A 14687-nucleotide genomic window follows, 5' to 3' on the forward strand; every position below is an offset into this window, starting at 1 on the left:
GGGAGGGGCGGTTGGCCTCGCCCCACCTAACGGAGTGTTTATGGCAGTCAAAGTCCTGGTGGTGGACGATTCGGGTTTTTTCCGCCGCCGCGTCTCGGAAATTCTTTCAGCGGATTCGAATATCCAGGTCGTCGGTACGGCGACCAATGGTAAAGAGGCGATCGATCAGGCCCTGGCGCTCAAGCCGGACGTGATCACCATGGACTACGAGATGCCGATGATGGATGGCATCACCGCAGTGCGGCATATCATGCAGCGCTGCCCGACGCCGGTCCTGATGTTCTCTTCCCTGACCCACGAAGGCGCTCGAGTGACCCTCGACGCGCTGGATGCCGGGGCTGTGGATTTCCTGCCGAAGAATTTCGAAGACATCTCGCGCAATCCCGAGAAGGTCAAGCAACTGCTGTGCGAGAAAGTCCACAGCATTTCGCGCAGTAATCGCCGTTTCAGCAGCTACAGCGCCCCGGCGCCGCAACCGGCTGCTCCAGCTCCGGCGCCGTCGAGCTTTGGCGGCAGTCGTCCAGCGCCTGCACCTGCTCCAGTCCGTGCTCCGGCACCGGCTGCCGGCCCGGCATCACCGGCGCCCAAGCGCAAGGCCTACAAGCTGGTGGCGATCGGTACTTCCACCGGTGGCCCGGTGGCGCTGCAGCGGGTCCTGACCCAACTGCCGGCCAACTTTCCGGCACCTATCGTGCTGATTCAGCATATGCCGGCGGCCTTCACCAAGGCCTTTGCCGAGCGTCTGGACAAGCTCTGCCGTATTAGCGTCAAGGAAGCGGAGGATGGCGACATCCTGCGTCCGGGCCTGGCGCTGCTGGCTCCTGGCGGCAAGCAGATGATGATCGACGGTCGTGGTGCGGTGAAGATTCTTCCTGGCGACGAGCGCCTGAACTACAAGCCGTGCGTGGACATCACCTTCGGTTCTGCAGCCAAATCTTACAGCGACAAAGTTCTGGCGGTGGTACTGACCGGTATGGGCGCTGACGGCCGTGAAGGTGCGCGTCTGCTCAAGCAGGGTGGCAGTGCGGTCTGGGCCCAGGATGAAGCCAGCTGCGTGATCTACGGCATGCCCATGGCCATCGTCAAAGCCAACCTGGCGGATGCGGTGTACAGCCTGGACGACATCGGCCGGCATCTGGTCGAGGCCTGTCTCTGATGGATGTGCTCAGCCTTATCGGGATCATCATGGCGTTTGTCGCCATCATCGGCGGCAACTACCTGGAAGGTGGTCACCTGTCGGCCCTGGCCAATGGCCCGGCGGCACTGATCGTGCTTGGCGGGACCATTGGCGCTGCCTTGCTGCAGTCGCCGTTGAGTGCCTTCAAACGGGCCATGCAGATCCTGGTGTGGATTCTGTTTCCACCTCGGGTGGATCTGCCCGGAGGTATCGATCGGGTGGTCAACTGGAGCCTGACGGCGCGCAAGGAGGGCCTGCTGGGCCTGGAAGGCGTGGCGGATGCCGAGCCGGACACCTATTCGCGCAAAGGCTTGCAGCTGTTGGTCGACGGTGCCGAGCCGGAAGCCATCCGCAGCATCCTTGAAGTGGACTTCTACACCCAGGAGAGCCGCGATATCGAGGCTGCCAAGGTCTTCGAAAGCATGGGCGGCTATGCGCCGACCATCGGCATCATCGGTGCGGTGATGGGCCTGATTCACGTGATGGGTAACCTGGCGGACCCGTCGCAGTTGGGCAGTGGTATCGCCGTGGCCTTCGTCGCCACTATCTACGGGGTGGCCAGCGCCAACCTGGTGCTGTTGCCGATCGCGGCCAAGCTCAAGGCCATTGCCTTGCGCCAGTCCCGTTACCGGGAAATGTTGCTTGAAGGCATTCTGTCGATTGCCGAAGGCGAAAACCCCCGCTCCATCGAGTTGAAGCTGCAAGGCTTCATGGACTGATTATGGCTCGTCGTCGCCAGCAAGAAGAACACGTCAACCACGAACGCTGGTTGGTTTCCTACGCCGACTTCATCACCTTGCTGTTCGCGTTTTTCGTGGTCATGTACTCCATTTCCTCGATCAACGAGGGCAAGTACAAGGTGATTTCCGAAGCCTTGATCGGGGTCTTTACCGACTCCGATCGCAGTCTCAAGCCGATTCCCATCGGTGACGAGCGGCCCAAGACCGTGACCCCGGCCAAGCCGCTGGTCAAGGACAGCGATCAGACCGACGCTGGCATCTCCGGTGGCAGTGATCCGCTGAAAAGCATCGCCGATGACATCAGCGCCGCCTTTGGCGACTTGATCAGCTCCAACCAGATGACCGTGCGTGGCAACGAGTTGTGGGTGGAGATCGAACTCAATTCCAGCCTGTTGTTCGGCAGCGGCGATGCCATGCCCAGCGATCAGGCGTTCACCATCATCGACAAGGTGGCGAAGATCCTCAAACCCTTCGACAACCCGATTCATGTCGAAGGCTTCACCGACAACCAGCCGATTCAGACCGCGCAGTACCCGACCAACTGGGAGTTGTCTTCGGCCCGGTCGGCGAGCATCGTGCGGATGCTGGCAATGCAGGGGGTGAACCCGGCGCGCATGGCTTCTGTGGGGTATGGCGAGTTCCAGCCGGTGGGCAACAACGCCACCGCCGAAGGCCGGGCGCGCAATCGCCGAGTGGTCCTGGTGGTGTCGCGCAATCTCGATGTGCGCCGCAGCCTGACCGGCACCGGAACCGCCAATGCGACACCGGATGCGGCACTCAAGCGTGCTGGCACACAAACTGCACCAACCCCAGTGAAAACGCCGGTACAGGGAAGCGCCGTCAATTCTCCGTCACCTGCTTTATAACTTAGCGCTATGTCTCGCCCCGCTGTGGCCGGGCGGGAGGAACAAACCGAATGAGAGTCTGGGCAGTTGCCAATCAAAAGGGTGGTGTCGGTAAAACCACCAGTTCCATCGCTTTAGCCGGTTTGCTGGCCGAGGCGGGCAAGCGCGTGGTCGTGGTCGATCTCGACCCCCACGGTTCCATGACCAGCTACTTCGGCTATGACCCGGACAGCCTGGAGCACAGCAGCTACGACCTGTTCCTGCACAAGGGCAATGTGCCCCAGGACCTGCCGGGCCAGTTGTTGCTGGGCACCAGCCATGAGCGCATTTCATTGTTGCCGTCGAGCACCGCTCTGGCCACCCTCGAGCGCCAGTCGCCGGGGCAGAGTGGCCTTGGCCTCGTGATCGCCAAGAGCCTGGCGCAGCTGTGGCAGGATTTCGATTACGCGGTGATCGACAGCCCGCCGTTGCTCGGTGTGTTGATGGTCAACGCCCTGGCGGCCAGTCAGCAACTGGTGATTCCGGTGCAGACCGAGCACTTGGCGGTCAAGGGGCTGGAGCGCATGGTCAACACCCTGGCGATGGTCAATCGCTCGCGCAAGCAGCCGCTGCCGTTCACCATTGTGCCGACCCTGTTCGATCGCCGGACCCAGGCTTCCCTGGGCACTCTGCGGATTTTGCGGGACAAGTTTCCCGAAGAAATCTGGCAGGGCTATATCCCGGTGGATACCCGCTTGCGGGATGCCAGCCGGGCAGGGGTCACCCCTTCTCAGTTCGATGCCAAGAGCCGCGGTGTACTGGCCTACAAGGCCTTGCTCAAGCATCTGCTGGCTCAACAACTCGTGGCGCAGGTGGCTTGACGTGAAGCGCTATTCAAGTCACTCGACAGCCCGGCCGATAACCCCTACAGATCACTGTATCGGGGTTTTTGCGTGGGCATCCTCATGAACCGTCCTCTGGATATCAAGAGCCGGCCCCAGCTGGCGCTGCAGTCGTACCTGGACGCTTTGCTGCAGGATGCTACCGAAGAGGAACAGCTACCGGAGCCGCCGGTCCAGGTTGCTCCGCCGGCCCCGCCGGTAACACTTGCGGCTTCCAGCGAAGTACTGGATGAGTTCCAGGCTGCAGTACTGGAAGAGCAGGCGCGGGATGCACAGGCCCAGCACCAGGCGGCACCCGCCGCCCGGGATGCTGCACCTGCGCCTGCGCCGCTGACACCGGCAGTAATGGAAGCCCCGGAACCCTTGCCGAGTTCGATCTCGCCGGTGGTGCCGCTGCTCCAGGCCCTGGTGCCGCCATTGGTGGAAGTTCACCTGCCGCCGAGCAATACACCGCCTCCGGTCACCGGTAGCGACCGTCCCAGCTGGGCGGCCGAGCCTTTCGAATGCCTGTTGTTCGATGTCGCCGGTCTGACTCTGGCAGTGCCGCTGGTATGCCTGGGGTCGATCTATTCCCTGGCAGGGCAGGAACTGACACCGCTGTTCGGACAGCCGGAATGGTTCCTCGGCATCCTGCCGAGCCAGGCCGGCAACCTGAAGGTGCTGGATACCGCGCGCTGGGTCATGCCCGATCGCTACCGCGATGATTTCCGCCAGGGCCTGCAGTATGTGATCTCGGTCCAGGGCTACGAGTGGGGGCTGGCAGTGCATCAGGTCAGTCGCTCCCTGCGCCTGGACCCCAACGAAATCAAGTGGCGCAGTCATCGTGGTCAGCGCCCGTGGCTGGCCGGCACGGTGATTGAACATATGTGTGCCTTGCTCGACGTTGCTGAACTGGCCGAGTTGATTGCCACCGGCGGCGCCAAGCAGATGGCTATCAGTCAAGCGGCCCACAAGCCGAAGTAAACCAACAACAGGCCGCGTCCGTCGGATGTGGCCACACAGAACACACGCCGTTTTCAACGGTTTTTTGAGGGGTCAGGGTATGAATAAGTCGTCGTCTGCACAGGGTTCCGAAGATCCGATCCTGCAATGGGTCACCTTCAAGCTGGATAACGAGTCCTACGGCATCAACGTGATGCGCGTCCAGGAAGTCCTGCGCTACACCGAGATCGCTCCGGTACCGGGTGCCCCAAGCTATGTGCTGGGGATCATCAACCTGCGCGGCAATGTGGTCACCGTGATCGACACCCGTCAGCGTTTCGGCCTGGTGCCTACCGAAGTCAACGACAACACCCGGATCGTCATCATCGAAGCCGACAAGCAAGTGGTCGGGATCATGGTCGACAGCGTGGCGGAAGTGGTTTACCTGCGTCAGTCGGAAGTCGAAACCGCGCCAAACGTCGGTAACGAAGAGTCGGCCAAGTTCATTCAGGGCGTCTGCAACAAGAACGGCGAACTGCTGATTCTGGTTGAGCTGGACAAGATGATGAGCGAAGAGGAATGGTCGGAACTGGAGAGTATCTGATTGATCCTCGAGGTAGCGGTGATTGTCCTGGCGATCCTTTGGGTCGCCACTGTGGCGCTATTCCTGTCGTACACCCGCAATCAGCGGCAGATCGCCGCGCAACAGGCCGAAGGCGATGCCGTGCGCGACCAGCGGATCAAGGAACTGGCCAAGCGCGTTGACCATTACCAGAGCGGTACGGTGCGCATGGGCGAGGATCTGCACGAACTGCGAGCGGTAGTGGGCCCCTTGCCGGACAAACTGGCCCAGCTGGAGCAGCGTGACCCTTCCAGCCTGTCCTTCGCCCAGGCCGCGCGCCTGGTGGGCATGGGCGCCAGTGTCGACGAGCTGACCCAGTCCTGCGGCTTGACCCAGGCCGAGGCGGAGCTGGTCAGCAAGCTGCACAAAGGCTAGCCACCAGTCGCAAGCTTCCTCCGGGGAGCTTGCGCTTTAGCGCCTGCTGCGGCCTCTCTTCAATAATCGTCACCGCGCTCGGTGATGTCCTTCTCCAGCTCCACCTGATGCGGATCATGCCCGGCCGGAAACTTGCCCTTGAGGTTCCAGGCGAAGGCGATGATTTCGGCGATGGTCCGGTACAGCTCCGGTGGAATGCTCTCGCCCAATTCCAGACGCGCCAACAGCTTCACCAGCTCGGCATTTTCATAGATCGGCACTTCATAGTCCCGGGCGATCTTCAGGATGGCTTCCGCCAGTTCATCGTCGCCCTTGGCGGTCAGGGTCGGGGCTTGCTGGCCGTCGTACTTGAGGGCAATGGCCTGGCGTGGAGGAGGTGTGTGCTTCATGCGGTTTCGTCGACCCAGCGTTGTTCCAATCGGGTTTGCGGGCCCTGGGGCGGGATGCCCAGGTGGCAGTCCAAGTCGCCGACATCCAGCCCGGAAGCCAGCAGGCGTTCCCGCAGGCTGCCCAGGTGGCTTTCGATCAGGCTCGCGGTGTAGGGGCGTTCGGCCCACAGCTGGCTGGACAGCCGGCCTTGAATCAGTTGTGCCTGGACCTGTAAGGGGCCCAGGGGCTCCAGGTCGAAGGCCAGATCGAGCCGCCACAAGGGCTGCTTGGGTTCTCGCTCTTCACGTTTTTGTTGCGGCTCCGGCTCCGGCGCTTCTTCGCGCTGCATTTTGACCTGCAAGGGCACGATGTCCTGCAGGTTGCGCATGGGGATTTCCAGCTGCCAGGTGGTCAATTGCCGGCCATCGTCGGTCTGGCCGCTCTGCTCCAGACTCGCCAGTTGATGGCTCTGCAGGCGTGATACCGCGGCGGCGGCCAGGCGCAGCAAGTGCTCCAGATCACCTTCACCCTCCAGGCTTTGCAGCAGCCGTGCCGGCAGCGGGAAGCCGCTGGGCGGCGTCTTGGCGCTGACCTGGCCGAGGGTGCCCAGGGCACTGCGCACGAAGCTCGGTAATGACTGCGCCAGGGTGTTGGCGGCGATGATCGCGTTGAAACTGCTGGAGGCGGGCAGGGCCGGCGTCAACTGCGCGATCAGGCGCAGCAGGTCGCCCTTCATGTCCGGAGCCTGCCCCGGGTTGGCTCCGGCCAGCAGCTTGGCTTCCAGGAACAGGCCGCTGCCCAGCAGGGCCTGGGCCACTCCCCGGGGGCTGCTCAATTGCTGTGGGTCCGGTAGGCCGGCCAGTAGTCGCTCCACGGCGGCCCGCAGGTCGGCTGAAACAGTGGGCAGTGGGCTGTCGGCTGGCAGGTTCTGCAGAACGTTGATCAGTCCGCTCAGGGAGCCTTGGCGGCTTTGCTGGCTAGACAGCTGAGCAGCGATGGCCAGCTGTTCCTGGCGGTTGCTCAGGGGGACGAAATTCAGGGTTTGCGAGTCTGAGACCAAGGCGCTGAGCAGGCTGCCGATACGCAGCGGCTGCGGGCTGTCGATGCTCAGGGTAGCGCCACTTTGCGCGGTGTTGAGCAGGCTTACCAGGGAGCGGTAGATCGCCGGCTGATTGTTGCCCTGAGGCAGGGCTTGCGTGGTCAGCACCTTGCCCTGGAGCAGGGTGCCGGCCGGCAGTTGGGTGGTATCCAGGCGAGTCAGGGCGGCAACGTTGGACGCGATGGCCTGCTGCACGGTGATCGCCAGATTACCCGCAGACGGCTGGGTGACCGCCAGGCTGGTGCCCTGGGGCAGCGGTTGGCTGCTGGTGGCCTGCACGGTGGTCTGCCGGCCGTTGTCCAGGGTGACCTTGAGCAGCAACTGGAAGGTCTGGTCGGCCTGCTTGAGGGACAGCACTTCGGCCTTGGCACTCTGGCCTGCGGCAATCAGGCCTTCAATGGGTTGCACCAACTTGAGCAGTTCGCCGCTGATCACCTGCGGGCGCGAGGTGCCGGGAGCGGGCGCCTGGGGCAGCGGGAGGATGTTCATTTCGCCTGTCATTCGGACACAACCTGTGGAAATTAGCCCTCATTAGCGTAGGGCTTCGCATGTATAATGCCGCTCGTCTTTGGGGGAGTGGTGAAAACATTGCAAATGTTTGACGCAGCTCTCTAGAACAGGCCGCCAATGCATTTATCCTGCATCCCTTTAACGGCCGCTCCATCGCCGACTTGAACCCGTAAAGGCCCGCTATCCCTTGACCAGCCCTCTTCTCGAAGCCGTAGCACTCGCCTGTGAGCGCGACTGGCGGATGCTGTTTGAACACCTCGAGTTGCGTCTGACGGGCGGAGACATGGTGCAGATCAGTGGCCCCAACGGCAGTGGCAAGACCAGCCTGCTACGTCTGCTGGCCGGCCTGATGCAACCCACCAGCGGCCAGGTACTGCTCAATGGCCAGCCCTTGCATGCCCAGCGTGCCGAACTGGCGCGCAATCTGTTGTGGATCGGCCACGCCGCCGGAATCAAGGATGTCCTGACCCCCGAAGAAAATCTCAACTGGCTCTGTGCTCTGCACCAGTCGGCAACGCGCGACGCCATCTGGCAGGCCCTGGCTGCCGTCGGCCTGCGCGGCTTCGAAGACGTCGCTTGCCACACTCTGTCCGCTGGCCAGCAGCGCCGTGTGGCCCTGGCCCGGCTGTATCTGGACGGGCCGCCGCTGTGGATTCTCGACGAGCCCTTCACCGCCCTGGACAAACAGGGTGTGGCCCAGCTCGAGGAGCACCTGGCCAATCATTGTGAGCGTGGCGGCATGGTGGTCCTGACCACTCACCACACTTTGACCCGCATGCCGGCGGGCTACCGCGATCTGGATCTGGGGCGGTGGGCGGCATGAGCGTCTTTGCCCAATTGCTGGCCCGTGAAGCGCGTTTGCTGTTTCGACGCCCGGCGGAGCTGGCCAACCCTCTGGTGTTCTTCGCCATCGTCGTTGCACTGTTCCCGTTGGCCGTGGGACCTGAGACAAATCTGTTGCAAACCTTGTCTCCAGGGCTGGTCTGGGTAGCGGCCTTATTGTCCGTCCTGCTCTCGCTGGACGGGCTTTTTCGCAGTGATTTCGAGGACGGATCCCTTGAACAGTGGGTCCTTTCGTCGCACCCCCTGCCTCTTCTGGTTTTGGCCAAGGTACTGGCACACTGGGCCTTTTCCGGCCTGGCACTGGTATTGCTTGCACCCTTGCTGGCCTTGATGCTCGGCTTGCCTACCGCCTGCCTGCCGGTGTTGTTGCTGTCATTGCTGCTGGGCACTCCGGTGCTGAGCCTGCTCGGCGCAGTGGGTGCAGCCCTGACGGTGGGGTTGAAGCGTGGTGGCTTGCTGCTGGCGTTGCTGATCCTGCCTTTGTACATCCCGGTACTGATTCTCGGCAGTGGCGCCCTGCAGGCGGCACTGCAGGGCATGCCGGCGACAGGTTATCTGCTGTGGCTTGGGAGCCTGACCGCCCTGGCAGTGACCCTTACACCCTTTGCAATAGCTGCTGGCCTGAAGATCAGCGTCGGCGAATAATGAGGTCTGGTTGTTTTTTAACCAGTAAAGACCCTGGCTGTTCGTGAAAGCGAAGAGCAACCGTGATGGAAACAACGAATGAACTGGACTTGGTTTCATAAGCTCGGCTCGCCTAAATGGTTTTACGGCATCAGCGGCAAGCTGCTGCCCTGGCTGAGCGTCGCCGCCGTGTTGCTGATCGGCATCGGCGTGGTCTGGGGCCTGGCCTTTGCGCCACCGGACTACCAGCAAGGCAACAGCTTTCGCATCATCTACATCCATGTGCCGATGGCGATGCTGGCCCAGTCCTGCTACGTAATGCTGGCGGTGTGCGGTGTGGTCGGGCTGGTGTGGAAAATGAAACTGGCCGATGTCGCCCTGCAATGCGCGGCGCCCATCGGGCATTCGATCACCTTCCTGGCCCTGGTAACCGGGGCAATCTGGGGCAAGCCGACCTGGGGCTCCTGGTGGGTCTGGGATGCGCGACTAACGTCGATGCTGATCCTGCTGTTTCTGTACGCAGGTCTGATTGCGCTCAATGCCGCCATCAGCAATCGTGACAGCGCCGCCAAGGCCTGCGCGGTGCTGGCGATTGTCGGCGTGGTGAATATCCCGATCATCAAATACTCGGTGGAGTGGTGGAATACCCTGCACCAGGGGGCGACTTTCACCCTCACCGAAAAGCCCGCCATGCCGGTGGAAATGTGGTTGCCGCTGCTGCTGACGTCCTTGGGTTTCTATTGTTTCTTTGGCGTGCTGCTGTTGCTGCGCATGCGCCTTGAGGTGCTCAAGCGCGAAGCCCGGACCAGCTGGGTCAAGGCCGAAGTCCAACGCAGCCTGGAGGCCGCATAATGAGTTTTGCATCCTTCAGCGATTTTCTTGCCATGGGCCATCACGGCCTCTACGTCTGGTCGGCCTATGGCATTTGCCTGGTCGTCCTGGCTCGTGAGCTGGTGGCGCCGATCCTGGCCCGCAAGCGTTATCTGCAACAAGAGGCGCGTCGTCTGCGCCGGGAGAACGGTAAGTGAATCCGCTGCGTAAAAAGCGTCTTTTGATCATCCTGGCGATTCTGGTCGGCGTCGGCATCGCCGTCGGCCTGGCCCTGAGTGCGCTGAAGGAAAACATCAACCTGTTCTACACCCCGACCCAGATCGCCAACGGCGAAGCACCGCTGGACACGCGGATTCGCGCTGGCGGCATGGTCCAGGCCGGCTCCCTGCAGCGTTCCGCCGACTCCCTGGACGTGAAATTCGTGGTCACCGACTTCAACAAGTCGGTGACCATCACTTACCGCGGCATCCTTCCGGACCTGTTCCGTGAAGGGCAGGGCATCGTGGCCCTGGGCAAGCTCAACGCCGATGGCGTGGTGGTGGCCGATGAAGTGCTGGCCAAGCACGATGAGAAATACATGCCGCCGGAAGTCACCAAGGCCCTGAAAGACAGCGGTCAGTCGGCACCGACACCAGCGAAAGAGGGTTAAGCCATGAGTTCCGCACTGTTCGTTCCCGAACTCGGCCACCTGGCGATGATCCTCGCCCTGTGCTTTGCCCTGGTCCAGGCCGTGGTGCCATTGCTGGGCGCCTGGCGCGGCGATCGCCTGTGGATGAGCCTGGCCCAGCCGGCCGCCTGGGGCCAGTTCGCCTTCCTGGTGTTCGCCTTCGGCTGCCTGACCTACGCTTTCATGAGCGACGACTTCTCGGTGGCCTATGTCGCCAGCAACTCCAACACCGCCTTGCCCTGGTACTACAAGTTCAGCGCGGTGTGGGGCGCCCACGAAGGCTCGCTGCTGCTCTGGGCGCTGATCCTCGGAGGCTGGACCTTCGCCGTGTCGGTGTTCTCGCGCCAGTTGCCGCAAGTGATGCTGGCCCGGGTGCTGGCGGTGATGGGCATGATCAGCACCGGCTTCCTGCTGTTCCTGATCATGACCTCCAACCCGTTTTCGCGGATTCTGCCCCAGGTGCCGGCGGACGGTCGCGACCTCAACCCGCTGTTGCAGGACATCGGCCTGATCGTCCACCCGCCCATGCTGTACATGGGCTACGTCGGTTTCTCGGTGGCCTTCGCCTTTGCCATCGCCGCGCTGCTCGGCGGTCGCCTGGACGCTGCCTGGGCACGCTGGTCGCGGCCCTGGACCATCGTCGCCTGGGCCTTCCTCGGCATTGGTATCACCCTGGGCTCCTGGTGGGCCTACTACGAACTGGGCTGGGGCGGCTGGTGGTTCTGGGACCCGGTGGAGAACGCGTCCTTCATGCCCTGGCTGGTGGGCACGGCCCTGATCCACTCCCTGGCGGTTACCGAAAAGCGCGGTGTGTTCAAGAGCTGGACCGTGCTGTTGGCCATTGCCGCCTTTTCCCTGAGCCTGCTGGGGACCTTCCTGGTGCGCTCCGGGGTCCTGACGTCGGTGCACGCCTTTGCCTCGGACCCTGAGCGCGGCGTGTTCATCCTGATCTTCCTGCTGTTCGTGGTGGGAGGCTCGCTGACCCTGTTCGCCCTGCGGGCGCCGGTGGTCAAGAGCCATGTAGGCTTCAACCTGTGGTCCCGGGAAACCCTGCTATTGGGTAACAATCTGGTGCTGGTGGTAGCGGCGTCGATGATCCTGCTGGGCACCCTGTATCCGCTGGTGCTGGACGCCCTGACCGGGGCCAAGCTGTCGGTAGGCCCGCCGTACTTCAATGCACTGTTCATTCCGTTGATGGCGTTGCTGATGGTGGTGATGGCGGTGGGCGTGCTGGTGCGCTGGAAAGACACTCCGGTGAAATGGCTGGCGGGCATGCTCGGTCCGGTGCTGCTGGGCAGCGTGGCCTTGGCCGTGGTGGCCGGCATTGCCTACGGTGACTTCAACTGGGCGGTGCTGGCGACCTTCCTGCTGGCGGCCTGGGTGCTGCTGGCCGGGGTCCGCGACATCTTCGACAAGACCCGCCACAAGGGCCTGATCAAGGGCCTGCCGAGCCTGACTCGCAGCTATTGGGGCATGCAGCTGGCGCACCTGGGCATTGCGGTCTGCGCCCTGGGCGTGGTGCTGTCGAGCCAGAACAGCGCCGAGCGCGACCTGCGCCTGGAGCCGGGCGAGTCCATGGAACTGGCCGGTTATCACTTCATTTTCGAAGGCGCCAAGCATTTCGAAGGGCCGAACTTCACCTCCGACAAGGGCACCGTCCGCGTGGTCCGCAACGGCAAGGAAGTGGCGGTGCTGCATCCGGAAAAACGCCTGTACACCGTGCAGAGTTCGATGATGACCGAAGCCGGCATCGATGCCGGTTTCACTCGTGACCTGTACGTCGCCCTGGGCGAATCCCTGGGTGATGGCGCCTGGGCAGTGCGGGTGCACGTCAAGCCGTTCGTGCGCTGGATCTGGTTCGGCGGCCTGCTCACCGGGTTCGGTGGCTTGCTGGCGGCGATGGATCGGCGTTATCGGGTCAAGGTTAAAAGCCGGGTGCGCGAAGCGCTGGGCATGACAGGAGCCACCGCATGAGACGCTGGATGATGATGTTGCCCCTGGCGGTGTTCCTGGTGGTGGCGGTGTTTCTCTATCGCGGGTTGTATCTGGACCCGGCCGAGCTGCCGTCGGCGATGATCGGCAAGCCGTTCCCCGAGTTCTCCCTGCCCTCGGTGCAGGGCGACAAGACCCTGACCCGCGCCGACCTGCTGGGCAAGCCGGCCTTGGTCAACGTCTGGGGCACCTGGTGCATTTCCTGCCGGGTCGAGCATCCGGTGCTGAACAAGCTCGCCGAGAAGGGCGTGGTGATCTACGGCATCAACTACAAGGACGTCAACGCCGACGCCCTGAAGTGGCTGGCCGAATTCCACAACCCCTACCTGCTGGACGTGCGTGACGAGGAGGGTTCCCTGGGGCTCAACCTGGGTGTCTACGGTGCCCCGGAAACCTTCTTCATAGATGCCAAGGGCATCATCCGTGACAAGTTCGTCGGGGTGATCGACGAAGTGGTGTGGCGCGAACAGCTCGCCGCCAAGTACCAGGCCCTGGTAGATGAGGCCAAGCCATGAAGCGCTGGTTAGCCGCCGCTATCCTCGGCCTGAGCATCGCTGGTGTGGCCCACGCTGCCATTGATACCTACCAGTTCGCCAATGACACTGACCGCGAAAGGTTTCACGAACTGACCAAGGAACTGCGCTGCCCCAAGTGCCAGAACCAGGACATCGCCGATTCCAATGCACCGATTGCCGCCGACCTGCGCAAGGAGATTTTCCGCATGCTCGGCGAGGGCAAGGACAATCAGCAGATCATCGACTTCATGGTGGATCGCTACGGTGACTTCGTGCGTTACAAGCCGGCCCTGACCGGCAAGACCGCCTTGCTCTGGTTCGGCCCTGCCGGCCTGCTGCTGGGCGGCCTGGTGATCATTGCCGTGATTGTCCGGCGTCGTCGCGTCGAGCGCAGCGACAGCCCGAACACGCTTTCCGTCGAAGAGCGTCAGCGCCTCGACCAACTGCTGGATAAAAACCACCCATGATTGATTTCTGGCTTGCAGCAGGTCTGCTGCTCCTGATCGCCCTGAGTTTCCTGTTGATCCCGGTATTGCGTGAGCGTCGTGCCCAACGTGAAGAGGATCGTACCGCGCTGAACGTGGCGCTTTATGAAGAGCGCGTGGCTGAGCTGCACGGCCAGCAAGCGGAAGGCGTGCTCAGTGCCGAGCAGATGGACGCGGGGCGTGCGGAAGCGGCCCGGGAACTGTTGGCGGACACCGAAGGCAGCGGCCCGGCGCGGACCTCGCGCCTGGGCAAGCCGCTGCCGTTGCTGGCGGCGTTGCTGGTACCGGTGCTGGGCCTGGGTCTTTACCTGCACTTTGGTGCCAGCGACAAGGTCGAGCTGACCCGGGAATTCGCCCAGGCGCCGCAGTCCATGGAAGAAATGACCCGGCGCCTGGAGCGCGCGGTGGCGGCTCAGCCGGATTCTGCCGAGGGCCTGTATTTCCTTGGGCGTACCTACATGGCCCAGGACCGTCCAGCGGACGCGGCGAAGATCTTCGAGCGCACCGTGGCCCTGGCCGGACGCCAGCCCGAGCTGTTGGGGCAATGGGCCCAGGCGCAGTACTTTGCCGATAACAAGCAATGGTCGGACAAGGTCCAGGGCTTGACCGATGAAGCGCTGAAGGCCGATCCCAATGAAGTCACCAGTCTCGGGTTGCTGGGTATCGCCGCCTTCGAAGGCGGGCGTTTCCAGGAGGCCATCGATTACTGGAAGCGCCTGCAGGCTCAATTGCCGCCGGAGGACAACTCCCGTGCCGCGTTGCAGGGGGGCATCGATCGCGCCAGCGAGAAACTGCTGGCGGCCGGCGGCAAGGTCGCGGCCGAGCCTGCGGTCAAGGCCAAGGGTGCCTTGCTCAAGGTCCGGGTCGATCTGGCCGCGGAGCTCAAGGCCAAGGTCCAGCCGGGTGACAGTGTGTTCATCTTCGCCCGCGCCACCCAGGGCCCACCCGCGCCGTTGGCAGCCAAGCGCCTGACCGTCGCCGATCTGCCGGCCACTGTGGAGCTGGGTGATAGCGACGCGATGATGCCGCAGTTGAAACTGTCGAACTTCCCTGAAGTCCAACTGGTTGCGCGCATTTCCCGTGCCGGCCAGCCAACGGCCGGCGAGTGGGTCGGGCAGAGCCAGCCCCTGTCCAGCAGCACCACTGCCGCGCAACAGCTGACCATCGACAGTCCGGATCAATAATCAGAGA

18 protein-coding genes are annotated in these 14687 nt (G+C 62.9%); 16 read left to right on the top strand and 2 right to left on the bottom strand.

Going from position 1 to position 14687, the window contains the following annotated elements:
- Positions 1-40 precede the first annotated feature (40 nt).
- From ACSSVC_RS12335 to ACSSVC_RS12365, 7 genes are all read left to right on the top strand, one after another.
- Entirely contained in the window at positions 41-1156 is a 1116-nt protein-coding gene (locus tag ACSSVC_RS12335) for a protein-glutamate methylesterase/protein-glutamine glutaminase (protein ID WP_102864006.1), read from the top strand.
- On the top strand, positions 1156-1896 hold the full coding sequence (locus tag ACSSVC_RS12340; RefSeq protein WP_102864005.1) for a flagellar motor protein: 741 nt from the start codon (positions 1156-1158) through the stop codon (positions 1894-1896). Before ACSSVC_RS12335 ends, ACSSVC_RS12340 begins: the two co-directional genes overlap by 1 nt.
- Positions 1896-2783, top strand: coding sequence for a flagellar motor protein MotD (motD, locus tag ACSSVC_RS12345; RefSeq protein WP_492612563.1), 888 nt, complete (start codon positions 1896-1898; stop codon positions 2781-2783). The genes ACSSVC_RS12340 and motD overlap by 1 nt, the downstream gene beginning before the upstream one ends.
- A 50-nt stretch (positions 2784-2833) precedes the next feature.
- Complete coding sequence (locus tag ACSSVC_RS12350) at positions 2834-3622, top strand: ParA family protein (protein WP_346631977.1); 789 nt, start codon at positions 2834-2836, stop codon at positions 3620-3622.
- Positions 3623-3706: 84 nt separating this feature from the next.
- Entirely contained in the window at positions 3707-4606 is a 900-nt protein-coding gene (locus ACSSVC_RS12355; protein ID WP_492612334.1) for a CheW domain-containing protein, read from the top strand.
- 79 nt (positions 4607-4685) lie between these two features.
- Positions 4686-5168, top strand: a complete 483-nt coding sequence (locus ACSSVC_RS12360; protein WP_011060011.1) for a chemotaxis protein CheW — start codon at positions 4686-4688, stop codon at positions 5166-5168.
- A complete protein-coding gene (locus ACSSVC_RS12365; RefSeq protein WP_123723879.1) occupies positions 5169-5561 on the top strand; it encodes a DUF2802 domain-containing protein in 393 nt (130 codons plus the stop codon).
- A 59-nt stretch (positions 5562-5620) separates the two neighbouring features.
- Here ACSSVC_RS12365 and ACSSVC_RS12370 read toward each other — a convergent pair whose 3' ends face one another.
- Positions 5621-5950 (bottom strand): EscU/YscU/HrcU family type III secretion system export apparatus switch protein, encoded by a 330-nt coding sequence (locus ACSSVC_RS12370; protein WP_102878869.1) that lies wholly within the window; start codon positions 5948-5950, stop codon positions 5621-5623.
- The gene (fliK, locus tag ACSSVC_RS12375; protein WP_346631975.1) at positions 5947-7530 is read right to left on the bottom strand and encodes a flagellar hook-length control protein FliK; all 1584 of its coding nucleotides are present in this window, start codon (positions 7528-7530) and stop codon (positions 5947-5949) included. Before fliK ends, ACSSVC_RS12370 begins: the two co-directional genes overlap by 4 nt.
- 196 nt (positions 7531-7726) lie before the next feature.
- Between fliK and ccmA the strand changes: the two genes are divergently transcribed.
- The 9 genes from ccmA (at position 7727) to ccmI (ending at position 14680) form a co-directional block, all read left to right on the top strand.
- The gene (ccmA, locus tag ACSSVC_RS12380) at positions 7727-8362 is read left to right on the top strand and encodes a cytochrome c biogenesis heme-transporting ATPase CcmA (protein WP_346631974.1); all 636 of its coding nucleotides are present in this window, start codon (positions 7727-7729) and stop codon (positions 8360-8362) included.
- On the top strand, positions 8359-9027 hold the full coding sequence (gene ccmB, locus ACSSVC_RS12385; protein ID WP_060841898.1) for a heme exporter protein CcmB: 669 nt from the start codon (positions 8359-8361) through the stop codon (positions 9025-9027). Before ccmA ends, ccmB begins: the two co-directional genes overlap by 4 nt.
- 78 nt (positions 9028-9105) lie before the next feature.
- Complete coding sequence (locus ACSSVC_RS12390; protein WP_346631973.1) at positions 9106-9858, top strand: heme ABC transporter permease; 753 nt, start codon at positions 9106-9108, stop codon at positions 9856-9858.
- Positions 9858-10034, top strand: a complete 177-nt coding sequence (ccmD, locus tag ACSSVC_RS12395; protein ID WP_011060018.1) for a heme exporter protein CcmD — start codon at positions 9858-9860, stop codon at positions 10032-10034. Before ACSSVC_RS12390 ends, ccmD begins: the two co-directional genes overlap by 1 nt.
- Positions 10031-10486, top strand: a complete 456-nt coding sequence (gene ccmE / locus ACSSVC_RS12400) for a cytochrome c maturation protein CcmE (RefSeq protein ID WP_011060019.1) — start codon at positions 10031-10033, stop codon at positions 10484-10486. The genes ccmD and ccmE overlap by 4 nt, the downstream gene beginning before the upstream one ends.
- A gap of 3 nt (positions 10487-10489) precedes the next feature.
- Positions 10490-12478 carry a heme lyase CcmF/NrfE family subunit gene (locus ACSSVC_RS12405; RefSeq protein ID WP_402894265.1) on the top strand — a complete coding sequence of 663 codons (1989 nt, stop codon included), beginning with the start codon at positions 10490-10492 and terminating at the stop codon, positions 12476-12478.
- Positions 12475-13011 carry a DsbE family thiol:disulfide interchange protein gene (locus ACSSVC_RS12410; RefSeq protein ID WP_060838164.1) on the top strand — a complete coding sequence of 179 codons (537 nt, stop codon included), beginning with the start codon at positions 12475-12477 and terminating at the stop codon, positions 13009-13011. The genes ACSSVC_RS12405 and ACSSVC_RS12410 overlap by 4 nt, the downstream gene beginning before the upstream one ends.
- On the top strand, positions 13008-13478 hold the full coding sequence (locus tag ACSSVC_RS12415) for a cytochrome c-type biogenesis protein (RefSeq protein ID WP_346631970.1): 471 nt from the start codon (positions 13008-13010) through the stop codon (positions 13476-13478). Before ACSSVC_RS12410 ends, ACSSVC_RS12415 begins: the two co-directional genes overlap by 4 nt.
- Complete coding sequence (gene ccmI, locus ACSSVC_RS12420; protein ID WP_404938718.1) at positions 13475-14680, top strand: c-type cytochrome biogenesis protein CcmI; 1206 nt, start codon at positions 13475-13477, stop codon at positions 14678-14680. Before ACSSVC_RS12415 ends, ccmI begins: the two co-directional genes overlap by 4 nt.
- Positions 14681-14687 lie beyond the last annotated feature (7 nt).

The sequence above is a fragment of the Pseudomonas sp. E1BtOHC1 genome, from assembly GCF_058744285.1.

Coding starts and splice junctions, on each gene's coding strand:
- ACSSVC_RS12335 (WP_102864006.1), top strand. CDS start 41: ATGGCAGTCAAAGTCCTGGTGGTGGACGATTCGGGTTTTTTCCGCCGC.
- ACSSVC_RS12340 (WP_102864005.1), top strand. CDS start 1,156: ATGGATGTGCTCAGCCTTATCGGGATCATCATGGCGTTTGTCGCCATC.
- ACSSVC_RS12350 (WP_346631977.1), top strand. CDS start 2,834: ATGAGAGTCTGGGCAGTTGCCAATCAAAAGGGTGGTGTCGGTAAAACC.
- ACSSVC_RS12355 (WP_492612334.1), top strand. CDS start 3,707: ATGAACCGTCCTCTGGATATCAAGAGCCGGCCCCAGCTGGCGCTGCAG.
- ACSSVC_RS12360 (WP_011060011.1), top strand. CDS start 4,686: ATGAATAAGTCGTCGTCTGCACAGGGTTCCGAAGATCCGATCCTGCAA.
- ACSSVC_RS12370 (WP_102878869.1), bottom strand. CDS start 5,950: ATGAAGCACACACCTCCTCCACGCCAGGCCATTGCCCTCAAGTACGAC.
- fliK (WP_346631975.1), bottom strand. CDS start 7,530: ATGACAGGCGAAATGAACATCCTCCCGCTGCCCCAGGCGCCCGCTCCC.
- ccmB (WP_060841898.1), top strand. CDS start 8,359: ATGAGCGTCTTTGCCCAATTGCTGGCCCGTGAAGCGCGTTTGCTGTTT.
- ACSSVC_RS12390 (WP_346631973.1), top strand. CDS start 9,106: ATGAACTGGACTTGGTTTCATAAGCTCGGCTCGCCTAAATGGTTTTAC.
- ccmD (WP_011060018.1), top strand. CDS start 9,858: ATGAGTTTTGCATCCTTCAGCGATTTTCTTGCCATGGGCCATCACGGC.
- ACSSVC_RS12405 (WP_402894265.1), top strand. CDS start 10,490: ATGAGTTCCGCACTGTTCGTTCCCGAACTCGGCCACCTGGCGATGATC.
- ACSSVC_RS12410 (WP_060838164.1), top strand. CDS start 12,475: ATGAGACGCTGGATGATGATGTTGCCCCTGGCGGTGTTCCTGGTGGTG.
- ACSSVC_RS12415 (WP_346631970.1), top strand. CDS start 13,008: ATGAAGCGCTGGTTAGCCGCCGCTATCCTCGGCCTGAGCATCGCTGGT.
- ccmI (WP_404938718.1), top strand. CDS start 13,475: ATGATTGATTTCTGGCTTGCAGCAGGTCTGCTGCTCCTGATCGCCCTG.